Annotated in this window: 11 protein-coding genes and 2 rRNA genes; 4 read left to right on the top strand and 9 right to left on the bottom strand. The window is 41.4% G+C overall.

Annotation, left to right across the window (positions count from 1 at the left end; genetic code table 11):
• The first annotated feature begins 69 nt into the window (after positions 1-69).
• The 4 genes from IEW05_RS00065 (at position 70) to IEW05_RS00050 (ending at position 3,936) form a co-directional block, all read left to right on the top strand.
• Entirely contained in the window at positions 70-783 is a 714-nt protein-coding gene (locus IEW05_RS00065; RefSeq protein WP_188534620.1) for a polyphosphate polymerase domain-containing protein, read from the top strand.
• A gap of 3 nt (positions 784-786) precedes the next feature.
• Positions 787-1,488: a DUF4956 domain-containing protein gene (locus tag IEW05_RS00060; protein ID WP_188534618.1), complete on the top strand. Its 702-nt coding sequence runs from the start codon at positions 787-789 to the stop codon at positions 1,486-1,488.
• Between the two features lie 15 nt (positions 1,489-1,503).
• Entirely contained in the window at positions 1,504-3,510 is a 2,007-nt protein-coding gene (locus IEW05_RS25675) for a CotH kinase family protein (protein WP_229753196.1), read from the top strand.
• Between the two features lie 168 nt (positions 3,511-3,678).
• Positions 3,679-3,936: a GlsB/YeaQ/YmgE family stress response membrane protein gene (locus tag IEW05_RS00050; RefSeq protein ID WP_188534616.1), complete on the top strand. Its 258-nt coding sequence runs from the start codon at positions 3,679-3,681 to the stop codon at positions 3,934-3,936.
• A 70-nt stretch (positions 3,937-4,006) separates the two neighbouring features.
• On the opposite strand, the gene IEW05_RS00045 is transcribed toward IEW05_RS00050, so the two are convergent.
• The 9 genes from IEW05_RS00045 to IEW05_RS00005 all read right to left on the bottom strand — a co-directional run.
• Positions 4,007-5,596 (bottom strand): response regulator, encoded by a 1,590-nt coding sequence (locus tag IEW05_RS00045; protein WP_188534614.1) that lies wholly within the window; start codon positions 5,594-5,596, stop codon positions 4,007-4,009.
• A gap of 23 nt (positions 5,597-5,619) precedes the next feature.
• On the bottom strand, positions 5,620-6,963 hold the full coding sequence (locus tag IEW05_RS00040; protein WP_188534612.1) for an ABC transporter substrate-binding protein: 1,344 nt from the start codon (positions 6,961-6,963) through the stop codon (positions 5,620-5,622).
• 14 nt (positions 6,964-6,977) lie between these two features.
• Entirely contained in the window at positions 6,978-8,699 is a 1,722-nt protein-coding gene (locus IEW05_RS00035; protein WP_188534610.1) for a sensor histidine kinase, read from the bottom strand.
• Between the two features lie 107 nt (positions 8,700-8,806).
• Positions 8,807-9,670 carry a carbohydrate ABC transporter permease gene (locus IEW05_RS00030; protein WP_188534608.1) on the bottom strand — a complete coding sequence of 288 codons (864 nt, stop codon included), beginning with the start codon at positions 9,668-9,670 and terminating at the stop codon, positions 8,807-8,809.
• On the bottom strand, positions 9,667-10,626 hold the full coding sequence (locus tag IEW05_RS00025; protein WP_188534607.1) for a carbohydrate ABC transporter permease: 960 nt from the start codon (positions 10,624-10,626) through the stop codon (positions 9,667-9,669). Before IEW05_RS00025 ends, IEW05_RS00030 begins: the two co-directional genes overlap by 4 nt.
• 100 nt (positions 10,627-10,726) lie before the next feature.
• Positions 10,727-12,073, bottom strand: a complete 1,347-nt coding sequence (locus IEW05_RS00020; protein ID WP_188534605.1) for an ABC transporter substrate-binding protein — start codon at positions 12,071-12,073, stop codon at positions 10,727-10,729.
• 186 nt (positions 12,074-12,259) lie between these two features.
• Positions 12,260-13,891, bottom strand: a complete 1,632-nt coding sequence (locus tag IEW05_RS00015) for a formate--tetrahydrofolate ligase (protein WP_188534603.1) — start codon at positions 13,889-13,891, stop codon at positions 12,260-12,262.
• Between the two features lie 168 nt (positions 13,892-14,059).
• A 5S ribosomal RNA gene (gene rrf, locus IEW05_RS00010) occupies positions 14,060-14,176 on the bottom strand.
• 93 nt (positions 14,177-14,269) lie between these two features.
• Positions 14,270-14,362: ribosomal RNA gene (locus tag IEW05_RS00005) — 23S ribosomal RNA — on the bottom strand; the annotation flags it as partial.

The following is a 14,362-nucleotide window of genomic DNA, read 5'->3' as shown; positions in this document are numbered from 1 at the left end:
AGGGCTGTTAGGATGTGTTATGTAACAAACGGCGAAACTTAGATTTTCATACGGAAATGAGGTGTACTAGTGAACACGAAATTAAAATATCGCCATGAGCTCAAATTTATGATTAATCGGCATCAATATTTTGTTATACGCCAAAAACTGAAGAGTATTGTTGAACAAGATTCCCATGTAGGGCCTACAGGAGAATACCATATCCGAAGCTTGTATTTTGATGATATTAACAATACGGCTCTTCATGAGAAATTAGGTGGGATCCGGGATCGGTCTAAGTATCGAATTCGTATATACAACAATTCGGACAAGTTGATTCATTTTGAGAAAAAAATTAAGTTTAATGATTTCATCGCCAAGTTAAAAGAACCTCTAACTCGGGATATGCACGATTCCATCATCAGCGGAAATTACGAAGTATTAAACATTCCGGATAGACCTCTACTTCAAGAGCTCTATTACGAGATGAGGAACAATCTACTTCGACCCAAAGTTATTGTGGATTATGCACGCGAGCCTTATGTTTGTCCGAGAGGGAACGTTCGGATTACGTTTGACAAAGAGTTAAGAACAGGGCTTAATTCCACGAATATCTTTGATGAATCCTTAAATTCAATACCTGCGATTGATGATAACTTAATCATACTTGAAGTGAAATTTGATGAATACATTCCGGAATACATCCGCGTGGCATTACAGCTAGAGGGACTGAATCAACAGTCCGCATCCAAATATGTTATTTGCCGCAAATATCTTAAAACAAACATATGGGAGGATTATTAATCAATGGATACAACAACTACAGATACAACAGTAAACTTTGGAGATATCATTAAAAAGTCGGTTGCTAGTAGCTTCTCGACAGATATCAGTATAACCAAAATATTAATTACACTCGGTATCTCCTTTATTATTGGACTCTTTATCTTCATTCTTTATAAACGGGTATTTAGTGGGGTGTTATATTCCAAGAGCTTCAATGTATCGCTCATCGGTATGACGATGGTAACGGCAATGGTTATTATCGCAATCAGCTCTAACCTAGTTCTGTCACTCGGTATGGTCGGTGCCCTTTCTATTGTCCGTTTCAGAACACCTATTAAAGATCCAACCGATTTGATATTTCTGTTCTGGGCTGCTGTTGCAGGTATCGTGACAGGTGCAGGATTCTTTACTTTAGCTGCCGTAGGTTCGGTAATTATCGGTCTAGTTATGTTCTTCTTTATTAAAAATGTATCTGCTGATACCCCTTATCTTCTCGTTATTAACTGTGATGGCGATGAAAGTGAACAATTAGTGCATTCCCAAATGGGTTCACTCGTCAAACGTTACAATGTGAAACAAAAAACAGTGTCCCCTGGGAATATTGAAATGACTCTCGAGGTCCGTCTTCGCGATAATGAAGGACGTTTTGTTAACCAGATCTCGGGGCTAGGTGGTGTAAAGAACGCGGTACTGATCAGCTATAACGGGGACTATGTATCCTAAGTGGAGGTGAAGAAGATGAAAGCAACGTGGTCCTCACTTCTTCTAAGGCTATGCTCCTTGCTTCTGATCTTTGGACTCGTTGCCTGTGAGGCAACGAATAACTCCGCAAATATCGTTGATAGTGGCACTACAAATAAAGAACAAACTAAAGTGTCCGCGGTAGAACAGAAGTTAGATGAAGAAGTATTCCCCAAGGATAAGGTTGTCGATGTCAAAATAACCATTGATGAAGACGAGTTCCAAGATATGCTCGACAATGCCAGTAACGAAGAGATAAAGACAGCCTCTGTAGATTATAATGGCCAACATTTCGATAATATCGGCATTCGTACAAAAGGTAACTTAACTTTACGTAGCGTGGTTCAAATGACCGACTCGGATCGCTATAGCTTCAAGCTGTCATTTGATGAATATGTAAATCAGACACTAGGTGGCATCAGCAAAATTAACCTAAATAATAACTACAGTGATGCAAGTAGTATGCGTGAATTTCTAACCTATGAGTTAGCCGAAACGATGGGCCTCCCCACTCCCAAGCATTCTTTTGTCAATGTATATATCAATGATGAACTGTGGGGATTCTATTTAGCTGTTGAACAGATCGGTGATGCTTATCTAGAGCGACATTTTGGAAATTCTTACGGAGCCCTGTATAAAGCTGAAATGTCCGGAAACGGGGGCGATTTGCTCTGGATCGATGATAATCCCGACTCTTACAAGGGGCTAACACTGAAATCGGACACCACTAATGGAGATATCCTGATCGATATGATCAATGAACTTAACAATGGTTCCGATTATGAGAAATATATTGACGTCGAGGAAGCATTAAAATACATTGCGCTTAATGTCGTTACAAACAATACTGACAGTTACATTGGCAGCACCAAACAAAATTATTATTTGTATGAAGACGACGGTGTCTTCTCTGTTCTTCCATGGGATTATAACATGGCCTTTGGAGGTTTGGGAGGCGGTGGTATGGGTGGCTTTGGCGGTCGTGGTGGACAACGGACAGACGCTCAAAATAACGATACCTCTACCGACACAACTACTACTGATAATAATAATGATGGTATGGTTCCACCTGATCTTCCTGAAGGATTTGATGCTGATGGCATGGTTCCACCTGACCTGCCAGAAGGATTTGATGCTGGTAATTTTGGAGGAATGGGCGGAAGTAGCCATCTTCTAATTGATGAACCAACTCAAGGCGCGGTTGCTGAACGTCCTTTGGTTGCAAAGCTATTGGAAGTTGATGAGTACAAGGAAATGTACCACAATGTTATTAAGCAAGCAGTGGAAGGCTTTCTAGCGAATGATACCTTCACTGCACGAGTCAACGAGATCTCTGCGATGATCTCATCATATGTGAAGGCAGATCCAACCGCCTTTTACACGTATGAGGAATATGAACAAGGCGTTACTCAGTTAATCTCCACAAATGCAAGTCAAGTGGATAACATATCTCAACAGCTCGATGGTACCATTGCATCATCCGGTGATGGTTCTGGAAGTGGTGGCGGTATGGGCGGAGGCGGCATGAGAGGCGGTTTCCAGGGCCAAGCCCAACAGGGTGATCAAGCCCCTCAAGCTCCGGACGCTCAGGGCCAAGCACAACAGGGCGATCAAGCCCCTCAAGCTCCGGACGCTCAGGGCCAAACCCAACAGGGTGATCAAGCCCCTCAAGCTCCGGACGCTCAGGGCCAAGCCCAACAGGGTGATCAAGCCCCTCAAGCTCCGGACGCTCAGGGTCAAGCCCAACAGGGCGATCAAGCCCCTCAAGCTCCAAATGCTCAGGGCCAAGCCCAACAGGGTGGGTTTGGCGGAGGTGGTTTTGGTGGAGGTCGTGGCCCTATGGGCAATGACGGCGGTGCTGGCGGAAAATTTGGTGGTGATTTTGGTAATCAACCTGGTCAAGAGCAAGATAATACCAATAATGCCCTAACGGCCGGTATATCCATCCTAGTCGTTATCCTCGCCTGTATATTCGTAGCTTTCTATAAACGAAAACGCCTCTAAAATCCAAAGTAGACAGCCCCAATTGTGAGAAATCATCATGATCGGGCTGTCTCTTTATTTTTTACAATTTATCTAACTCCCCCTAAAAATACTCTTACCTTGTTTAAAATTGTTACCTTTGGTTAATAGTAAACAACAAGGAAAATTAATAATTTAGGGGTGATTTGAATGAGTTTCATATGGTCATTAATTATTGGTGGGGTCATCGGATGGCTAGCTAGTTTGATTATGAACAGAAATATTCCAGGTGGAGCTATTGGTAATATTATCGCTGGTTTCGTTGGAGGTTGGCTAGGCAGTATTATCTTAGGAAACTGGGGACCAGTAATTGGGAGCTTCTACTTTGTTCCAGCTCTAATTGGTGCGATCGTGCTTGTAATGATCGTTAGTATGGTTATGAGCATGATGAGACGGAGTCGCTCTTAATATATATTAAAAATGAACAGGACTGCCCTAAGTGGCAGTCCTCTTTTCGTCGTTATCATTGGCCTTTAGGTCATGCCCCTTCTTCCCGATATTCAGAGGGAGTCATACTCGTCACTTTTTTAAATACTTGTGTGAAATATCTTGGATCCTGGTACCCAACTAGTGGAGCAACCTGATACACTTTTACATTACTGTTCTTCAAAATATACTTGGCTTTCTCTATACGGCACTGAGTTAAATACTCCAAAAAAGTATATCCCGTCACTTGCTTAAATAACATGCAAAAATGGCTTATGCTAAGATCGGCAAGCTCAGAAACCTCTTCAATGCTAAGATCCTTATGATAATTATTGGAGATGTATTCTTGTGACTTGGCAATAACAGACTGGACGTTCTCTTTGGAGTGATTCGCAACTCCCTCCATGATCCATTTACCAAAGTTTATTCTGAGAACATCCATAATATCGTTTAATGTTCCCTGAGAATGTAATTCCTGTAGTAGGCCTTCAAGTGACCATTCCAGTAGAAGATTCATCTGCTCAAACTGCCGATACAATACCACTGTCAGCTCGACAATTACTCGCTCTGCCACTTCTTTAGTAAGAGCTTGATTCTCAATATACAGCTTTGTCTCATCAAATAATTGGAGCATACGTTCTTTATTCAACGTACGAATACTTTCGAGAAACTGAATTTCCAGATGTTTTGGATACTTTACCTCAGAGCGATCCATGATCTGCTCTGGTCCACCATCAACGAATACTCCTTCTTCTCCGCGGTAGAAACGTCGATACAGTGCCTTAACCGCACTTTGATAGGCATTGCTAAGTTGCTCGATTCCTTCCGTACTTTGACTGAACCCAACCGAACAGGATAATTTGGTATTCATTTTAATTTGTTGAATAACATCTCTTCCAAGGCTCTCTTTATTCCTGCTTTGTAAGCCTGAGAACAACAGTATCCATTCCCCACTGTGAAAAGGAAATACCGTAAGCCCCCCATTGGAAAGTGACCACTCTCCCAAGATATTACGGATTGCAAACAACCACAGTCTCTTCTCCCCAATAGTCCAGTGTGTATTCAGCTTCATATAATGATCTAGTTGAATAACAGCCATGAAATAATCCTGCTCTAGCTCACTGTTCTCTAGCCAGCGCATATGTTGCAATGGACTGCTATTCCCCTCAATAAACTCCGCAAACATCCGCTCACGCGCCAATGTAGACAATACCTGAACGGAATGAAGCAGCTTTTCATCTTCCATTTGCTTCTCTAAAGCATGTTTAGCTCGTAAAATCATTTCAATCAATTCATCGTGATCGATCGGCTTCAGTAGGTAATCGAACGCACCCTGTCGAAGTGCTTCCCTAGCGTATTCAAATTCCCCGTAACCGCTAATAAATATAAATAACCGCTTGGAATTCTCGGCCAAGACTTCCTTCATCAATGTAATTCCATCTATCCCAGGCATGCGAATATCACTGATGATCATATGCGGCGACAATTCTCGAACTAAGCGAAGTGCCTCTTCTCCATTCCTCGCCTCACCAACAATCGTCAGATTTAGTTCATTCCAAGGAATAGCTACCTTCAAACTGCGCAGAATGATCGGTTCATCATCTACTAGAATCACGCGATAGTTCTTCTCTAACGCTTCCATATCATATACCTCCTGGGCGATTATTAGGGCGAGAAGTTTCTTCGTTGCTTCCAGTACTCCTGAGAAGATACCTGTATCTCCTCTAATGCCTCTTTGGCAGATGTGTCTCCGGCGATCATTTCCTCAATGACTTTAAGGAAAGACTTCTTGACCTCTGGCGACAATATGTTGTCATAGGGTACGAAGCTTTGATGGTTGACGTCCATCAGTGCTATCACCTGTGCGAAGATCGGTCCCGTCTTATTCGAATCGTAGGACACTTTCATCGAAGGTATTCGCAATCCTTTATACACTACATTGCTCTGAACTTCCTTCGTAAACAACGCCTTAAGTAGATCCTCTGCTGCTTCCTTCTTGGCATCCTCCATATTTGAAGATAATCCAATTCCAATTGTGTATCCACCAGCTATTGACCTATTTCCATTAGCTAGCAAGGAGGGAAAAGGAATCACCCCAACCTTATCCTGAAAATTGGCCGGCGCATCCTCATCATGGAATAAATTAATGTCCCAGTTCCCATTCAAATACATTGCCGCCTTTTCGTTAGTGAATAGCTTAATCGCTTCTTCAGTTGATAACGTATTGGAAGACGGACTGAACGCCTCTTGCTTAATCCACTGTTCCAGTTGATCAAAAGCTCGCAAATAATCTATATTATCAAAACGCTGACTTTCCTGCCCTTGCACTAAGTCATTGATTAACTCAGGACCTGCAAATCGATCCATCAAATAATGGGCAAAGATTCCTGCTGGCCAACGCTCCTCATTTCCAAGCGCAAAAGGAATATATCCATTCTCCTTCAAGATATCAATAGCATCGTTTAATTGAGATAACGTTTCCGGTGGCTGAATGCCCAACTTCTCAAATATCTCCATATTATAGTAGAGAGGCTCAGCATTTCCTTCAATAGGCAAACCATAAATCTTGTTATTAAATGTCCATAAGTGCAGGTCCTGAAATTGATCTTGCAATCCGTTTTCTTTAACAAAATCACTCAAATCCATCAATCGATTAGACCTAACATACGGCTCAATTTCGGCTCCACCAAATAAAACGAACATATCTGGCGGGGTTCCAGTCACCATTTCACTCTTCAGCTTCTGTTCACGATGTACAGTCTGGTCCATGCCTTCAAAGTTCACTTTAACATTAGGGTGAGATTCTTGAAATTTATGAACAACATCCTCAAAAATATCCAACATCTGACGGTCATGTTCCGTGATCCAGAAATGACGAAACGTCAGTGTTATTTTCTCCGTCTGGACCTCCTCAATCGGTTCCCGATTACCTGCTGCAATAAACAGCACAGAAGCCATAAGAACGACAGAATACAGTAATATCCAGCCCCAATTCATGATCCACTTCATGGTAATGTCCCCCTTTAAGGAAGTATTTTGGGAATACGAATTCGAATAGTAGACCCAAATCCGGGAGAGGAACATATCAAAATGCCATAATATCCACCAAATTGGATGCTGAGTCGCTCATGGACATTTTTAAGCCCAACGCCATTCTCACGGTATTTCTTCAGATTGCCTCGTTCCTTACTCCACAAGTTTAGAAGAGTTGTTTGATCAAAGCCTGGGCCATTATCGCTTACATCAATTAGAATATCGCGCCCATTTTCCTTCGCCACAATTGAAATAAATCCGTTACCCTCCATAGGTTCAATCGCATGATACAGAGCATTCTCTACGATGGGCTGAACAATCAGCTTCTGGGTTACAAAGTATTTTAATGAATCAGGAATTTCAATTTGATATGAGAACTTGTCTTCAAAACGAAACTTTTGGATATCTAGATAATGTCTAACGTGCTCCATTTCCATGTTTAGTGGAATAAGTTCTTGATTCTCACTTATACTAATTCGCAGAAGCTTGCCAAGAGAAATCACCATCTTGCTTATGTTCTTGTTCCCTTGAAGCACAGCCATAGAATTAATAGACTCTAAGGAGTTATAAATGAAATGAGGATTAATCTGAGCTACCAACGCTTGAAGCTCTACTTCTTTTTTTCTAGCTTGCTCGACTTGTACCTGCTGAATCAGTTCATTAATTTGCGTGCTCATTCGGTTGAAACCATCAATTAATAAATCCGTTTCATCCTCAGTTTGTACATTAGTTGTAATCGGAACAAATATCCCCTGCTTCACGCGCTTCATCCCATTAACTGCACTAATAATACTGCGTACCATTCTTCGAACGAAATAACGATCAAATAAGAATGCAGATATTAACGAGAACAGCACTAAAATGATCGCAATATTCCGAATATTTATTGACTCTGATGTGATTAGCTTGTGCGGGGTGATGGCCACTAAATACCATCCCTTGTTTTGTGAGGGTAAATAAGTGATCAATGATTTCTCATTTAAGTATTTGTCAACATAATACCCTTTACCGTTCGAATATCCATCTGCTAAAAATGGAAATTGTGTTTGTTCCCCAATATGATTACCAGACTTGTCAAAAACGATATTCCCCTGCTTGTTCACCAGTAGAATATCCCCCTGTTTGAGCATGGCGGCCTCCCAGAAGACCTGATCCAATATGTCCGGTTTAACGTAAATAATTAACGCTCCGATGTCCTCTAATGAGTCATAATCCTTGATCAATCGAGCCTGAATGAGCACGGGTCTACCTGCAGCTGCGGAACCGTTCTCACCTGGACCAACCCATATTGGGCGACCCTCAGCTGCTTTCATCGCACCATACCAGCTTTGTATTTTCAGTTCATTAAAGGACATGGATTCATTATATTGATATAACAATCGATCGTTAGAATATAATCCGAATGAGTTAATCATGGGGTGGTTAATTTGATTGTTTATAACTTGCTTGTTCTCATAATTAACAACAAAATTCGGCTGTTTCAATATCTGTTGAATAACCGGTTGGGTAATAGCCGAATTAGAAAGCGTCGTTATTTCGTTTAGAGCAAACTTCAACTTACGATCACTTTCCTGCAATGAAATCCAATAGAAGTTGCTCGACTTATTCTCCATTGCCTTAGAGAAACTGTAATAGGATACGGCTCCCATCAGAATGACCGGAATAAAGACAAGAAGAATAATAGCCAGCAAGATTTTTCGACGGAGCTTCATAACCTGGTATCCCCCTCATAATCTCCTAACTCTATTATTCTTCATTATGTTACATATTCCTTGCTATATTAAGTAGAACATTAAGTTATGCTGACGAAAAGTTCTTCTTAACTTTTAATTGCACCCGAAGTTAGACCGGCAATAATCCATTTGCTAAACAATAAGAACACGATCAATAGCGGCAAAGTAGCCGTAAATGTTGCGGACATAATCATCCCAAAATCCAAACCATCTTTGTTTGTAAACAATTGTTGTAGTGCAAGCTGAATCGTATAGTGCTCTTTATTCTTTAGTACAACTAACGGCCAGAAGAAATCATTCCATACGTTCATAAAATTGAGGATTCCCAATGTCGCCATTGCTGGAGTTACTACAGGAATCGCTATATTCCAGAAAATACGGAAGTGACCCCCGCCATCAATCCGCCCTGCTTCGATTAATTCAGAATGCACGGCAGAGGAAATATACTGTCTCATCCAGAATATTCCGAATGCATTAACCATTGCTGGAACGATCAGAGCTTTATAGCTATCAATCCAATGCAGTTTGGCCATGATTACATACAAAGGAAGAACACCCAATTGCGCGGGTACAAGCATCGTTGCAATAACAAAGACAAATAATACTTTTTTTAGTGGAAATTCATACTTGGCAAACGCATAGCCCGCTAATGTACAGAGGAATACAACAGAAATGGTTACTGCGGATGCAACCAATACTGAATTTCCTAAGGCTGTGAAAAAGTCCGTCCGATCTAAAACACGTTGAAAGTTATTGAAAAATTCCTTCCCTGGTGTCAATAACGGTGGAACATGAAAAGCTCCTGTTTTATCATTTGTACCAATGACAAACATCCAGTAGAACGGAAAGATCGATACAAGCGCTCCTGCAATCAAAAAGATATAAAACAAAATCTTGAGAAAAATTCCCGCATCATCAGGTTTTTTCTTATTCACTGCTGCTGAGCTCATGCTTCTTTCCCCCCTGTGTCTCCACCCAAACGGTTAGATAAGACCATATTCAGGACGGAGAAGAAAATAGTAGCGATTAACAGCATAACAGCTGATGCAGCCGCCGTACCAAAGAATCCATTACTGAAGGCCTCATTGTAAAGATAAGTAACCATGGTAACGCCCTCTTGACGAGTTGCTCCTGAACCCGATTGCCCAAGGAATACATACGGTTCAGTAAAGAGTTGAAGTGAACCAATTGTAGAGATTAGGGTAACAAACAAAATAAATGGACGTAATAACGGTAGTGTAATAAACAATAATTGCTGACTTCGATTAGCTCCATCAATTCGTGATGCCTCATAAATATCGGTTGGAATGCTTTGAAGACCAGATAAGAAAATAATCGCGTTATATCCCATCCAGCGCCACATCACCATAGTAGAGATTGCAATTTTTACGCCCCACCATCCCGAGTTAAATGCTACATTATCCATTCCCAGACTATTTAGCACCCAGTTAATCATACCGTTGTTACCAAACATCGTACTGAATACTAACGTTACGGCAACGATGGAAGTAATGTTCGGCATGAAAAACAACAAACGAAAAGTCTTTTTATATCGATTGATCGCAGAATTGAGCATGACTGCCACAAATAAGGCTAGTATGAGCTGGGGTACCGTTCCCATTAAAGCCATGATCAGTGTATTACTGAATGAAATCCAAAAGGTTGGATCATCAATTATTAGATGGTAATTTTTAAACCCTACATATTTCATAGGACCAAGCGCATCCCATTTAAAAAAGGACAAATAAATCGTAAATAATATCGGATATAAACCAAAGATAGCAAACAAGATAAAGAAAGGAGAGATAAACGTATACGCTGTAATTCGACTCCGTCTTGTCTCATTCAGAAATGGCTTTTTGCTTTTAATGAGTTGGGCTGGCGTTGCAGTAGCTGGTTCAGCCATGGATGCACCTCCTAGGAAGTTAAGATAAATCCAAATTCGCAAGAAGATATCCTCTTCTTGCGAATTTAGAAGGACTAACTATACTTCAATTCGTTTCATATTAGCTACGATCTGCAAGAGTCTTAGCTTGCTTAATCGCGTTATCCCATTCTTTAGCAGGATCTGCTTTTTTCTCTAGAACGTTCTTAAGAGCGTTTTTGAAGAAAGCATCTGTTTGGTCATGTAGCGGTCCGTAGTATACAGGTTTAACACGATTTGCTGATTTTGCATATTCGCCTGCAATCGCTTGACCACCAAAGAAGTCGTCTCCTTTTGTAAAGGCAGGATCATCATAAAGTGCTGGAATGGAAGGGAACAAACCACTTGCTTCGAATGATTTCAATTGATTTTCTTTGCTTACCAACCATGAAATAAATTCAAATGCTTCTTTCGGATGTTTACCTTCTTTAGGAAGCGTTAAGAAGGAACCACCCCAGTTACCTGCACCTTCAGGAAGTTGAGCAATTTTCCATTTACCTGCAGTATCCTTAGCATTTTTGATCGTACCAGCCATCCAAGCAGGCCCTAACATAACTTCGAAATCTCCATCATTAATTGCTTTATTCCATTCTGGAGACCATAGCTGAGTATTACCTACCCAACCTTCTTGAATCCCTTTTACTGTAAAGTCAAATGCTTTTTTAATTTGTGGATTCTTATCTCCAATAAATGAACCATCTGCTTTGCTGAAGTAGATCTCATCAGCAGATTGGTCACGCAGACCGTTGAACAATAGGTCAGTTAAGTCTGTAAATGGTTTACCTGTCTTATCTTTAAAAGCTTTAGCAACCGTTGCAAATTTATCCCAAGTATCGATTGCTGCGGAGAATTGATCCGGATCCGTCGGCAACCCGGCTTGTTCTGCTAGATCTGTACGGTAATAAGCAACTGTAGGGCCAATATCAGTTGGGAGACCTAATTGGAATGAACCATCGATAGATGAAGCTTGTTTCCATTTCCAATCAAGATAGTTGCTAGCAATGTCCTTTGCTCCAAGATCATTCAAGTTATAAAATTTATCTTGAGCACCAATAAAGCGTTCCATGAATCCGATTTCAAGCATGAAGATGTCAGGAGCTCCTGATCCAGCAGACAATGCTGTCGTCAAATTGTTGTGATGAGCTGTTTGGTCTGACGTATTTTGGAACTTAAATGTTACATTAGGATGTAACGCTGTGTATTCTTTGGCAAGATCCTCATAGTTTGTCGTTCCAAGTGACCAGAAACTAAGTACAACATCCTCCACAGGCTCTGTTGTTTCCGCTGGAGCTGCTGTATCTGTGTTCGTAGTAGCAGGCTTATTCGTAGCATTCGAACTACTTGTATTATTCTTCCCTCCACATGCTGCCAATGAGGCGATCATCAGAACTGCTACCATCAGAACTGCCCAAGATTTTGCTCTCTTCATTCTTTTATAACCCCTTCCTAATACATATTTTTCTATTTCAGTCTAACGCAATTAATCTTCCATTTTGAGGAGGTAAACTTGCGATTTGTGGTTGGAATTATTACGGTGAGTTGTCTTTATTACTAAAAAAAACGACCTAGCACTGTTTTTAAGCAGTGTAGGTCGTAAATTTCTAACTTACTTTGACTATTCCAAACCAACAACTTCACCTTGTTCATCCAGATAAACCTGCTCGGCAGCTGGAGACTTAGGCAATCCTGGCATGGTTACAATGTTTCCAGTATGAACAACGATAAAACCAGCTCCCGCAGATACGGAAACCGCCCTAACATGCAAAGTGAATCCTTCCGGAGCACCTAATAAACTTGGTTGATCAGAGAATGAATACGGTGTCTTGGCCATACAAACAGGCAATGATCTAAATCCAAGACGTTCGATCTCGTTCATACTCCGAACGGCGGCAGGAGAGAATGATACTTCAGCTCCGCGATAAATTTCACGTACAATTTGCTCAATCTTTGTTTGTGTATCCATGTTGTCTGGATACAAAGTAGAAAAATTAGCGTTTTCTTGGTTCAGTATCTCGGTAAGTGTCTTAGCTACACCCAGTCCACCTTGACTACCTTCAGCCCAAACTTTCGAAATCTCCACCTTAACACCCAGTGATCTACAGTAATCGATAACCAGATCAAGCTCTTCCATAAGATCCGATGCAAAGTGATTAATGACAACCATAACAGGTACCCCGAACTTTTGTATATTTTCAATATGACGTTTCATATTCGGTAGACCTAATTCAAGTGCCTGCTGATTTGGTTGATCGAGTTCCAACTTGGAAGCTCCACCGTTATATTTAAGGGCTTTTACTGTTACTACAAGGACAGACGCGGATGGAATCAGACCAGCTTGACGACATTTTATATCGAAAAATTTCTCAGCGCCCAAATCAGCTCCAAAACCCGCCTCTGTCACGACAACTTTAGCTAACTTCAAAGAGAGCTTCGTTCCAATAACACTGCTGCACCCATGAGCAATATTAGCGAAAGGGCCGCCATGAACTACTACAGGGGTGCCTTCTATTGTTTGAACTAAATTAGGTTTGATTGCATCCTTAAGGAGTACGACCATTGCACCTACTGCACCAAGCTGAGAAGCTGTCACCACTTCACCAGACTCGTTATAGGCAACCAGCATTTGCCCTAGCCGCTGCTCAAGATCAATCAAGTCCTGACTTAGGCATAGAACTGCCATAATCTCAGATGCTGTCGTAATCATAAATCCGGTCTCTTGGACTACTCCATTTCCACTACCAAGACCTGTCACAATGTTGCGCAAGCTTCGATCATTCATATCCATCGCGCGTTTCCACAAAATTCGTTGTGGATTTATCCGTAATGCATTCCCTTGAAAAATATGATTATCAATCATTGCTGAGAGCAAATTGTGAGCTGAGGTTATCGCATGAATATCACCAGTAAAATGAAGGTTTATATCCTCTGAGGGGATAATTTGCGCCTTATTGCTTCCAGTTGCTCCACCCTTCATCCCAAAGCAAGGACCCAGCGATGGTTCTCTAAGCGCTGCTATCGTAGGTTCTCCTATTGCATTTAGCGCCTGTGCCAGCCCTATAGTCGTCAATGTTTTCCCTTCGCCAGCAGGCGTGGGGTTCATCGCCGTAACTAGAACTAGCTTCCCGTCCGGCCCATCTTGTAACTCTTCTCCGAGGGATAAATCTAATTTACACTTATACTTGCCGTACAACTCCAGATGATCCTCATTAATACCAAAAGAACGTGCAATCTCAATAATAGGCTTCATTCTAGCAGACTACCTCCAGTAATTCTAGCACTGTTATTCCCGATAAAAGACCCTTATTATTGTACATCAGATAGGATTAAATATGCAGTAACATCTGTACTAAAACAATAATATTAAGTAAATCAACACAAAAAAAACACTACCTAATGTCTAGGTAGTGTTTCAGTTGCTTGGCGGCGTCCTACTCTCCCAGGACCCTGCGGTCCAAGTACCATCGGCGCTGGAGGGCTTAACGGTCGTGTTCGGGATGGGTACGTGTGGAACCCCTCCGCCATCGCCACCAAACATGGTTCAAGGTTTAATCCTTGAAAACTGGATACGAAATTCATTGTGTGTAGTGTGTAATCGCCTATGCTTACGATATAACCGTAAAGCTTTTAGGATAAGCCCTCGACCGATTAGTATTGGTCAGCTCCATGCATTGCTGCACTTCCACCTCCAACCTATCTACCTCGTCGTCTTCAAGGGGTC

It is taken from the genome of Paenibacillus segetis, from assembly GCF_014639155.1.
Classification (GTDB): Bacteria; Bacillota; Bacilli; order Paenibacillales; family Paenibacillaceae; genus Fontibacillus; species Fontibacillus segetis.
The sequence above is the reverse complement of the archived record's forward strand: the minus strand, read 5'-3'. Positions and strand labels throughout refer to the sequence as shown.

What these genes read in the sequence shown, in the direction of transcription:
- IEW05_RS00060 (WP_188534618.1), top strand. Translation starts at nt 787, where the DNA reads ATGGATACAACAACTACAGATACAACAGTAAACTTTGGAGATATCATT.
- IEW05_RS25675 (WP_229753196.1), top strand. Translation starts at nt 1,504, where the DNA reads ATGAAAGCAACGTGGTCCTCACTTCTTCTAAGGCTATGCTCCTTGCTT.
- IEW05_RS00050 (WP_188534616.1), top strand. Translation starts at nt 3,679, where the DNA reads ATGAGTTTCATATGGTCATTAATTATTGGTGGGGTCATCGGATGGCTA.
- IEW05_RS00045 (WP_188534614.1), bottom strand. Translation starts at nt 5,596, where the DNA reads ATGGAAGCGTTAGAGAAGAACTATCGCGTGATTCTAGTAGATGATGAA.
- IEW05_RS00040 (WP_188534612.1), bottom strand. Translation starts at nt 6,963, where the DNA reads ATGAAGTGGATCATGAATTGGGGCTGGATATTACTGTATTCTGTCGTT.
- IEW05_RS00035 (WP_188534610.1), bottom strand. Translation starts at nt 8,699, where the DNA reads ATGAAGCTCCGTCGAAAAATCTTGCTGGCTATTATTCTTCTTGTCTTT.
- IEW05_RS00030 (WP_188534608.1), bottom strand. Translation starts at nt 9,670, where the DNA reads ATGAGCTCAGCAGCAGTGAATAAGAAAAAACCTGATGATGCGGGAATT.
- IEW05_RS00025 (WP_188534607.1), bottom strand. Translation starts at nt 10,626, where the DNA reads ATGGCTGAACCAGCTACTGCAACGCCAGCCCAACTCATTAAAAGCAAA.
- IEW05_RS00020 (WP_188534605.1), bottom strand. Translation starts at nt 12,073, where the DNA reads ATGAAGAGAGCAAAATCTTGGGCAGTTCTGATGGTAGCAGTTCTGATG.
- IEW05_RS00015 (WP_188534603.1), bottom strand. Translation starts at nt 13,891, where the DNA reads ATGAAGCCTATTATTGAGATTGCACGTTCTTTTGGTATTAATGAGGAT.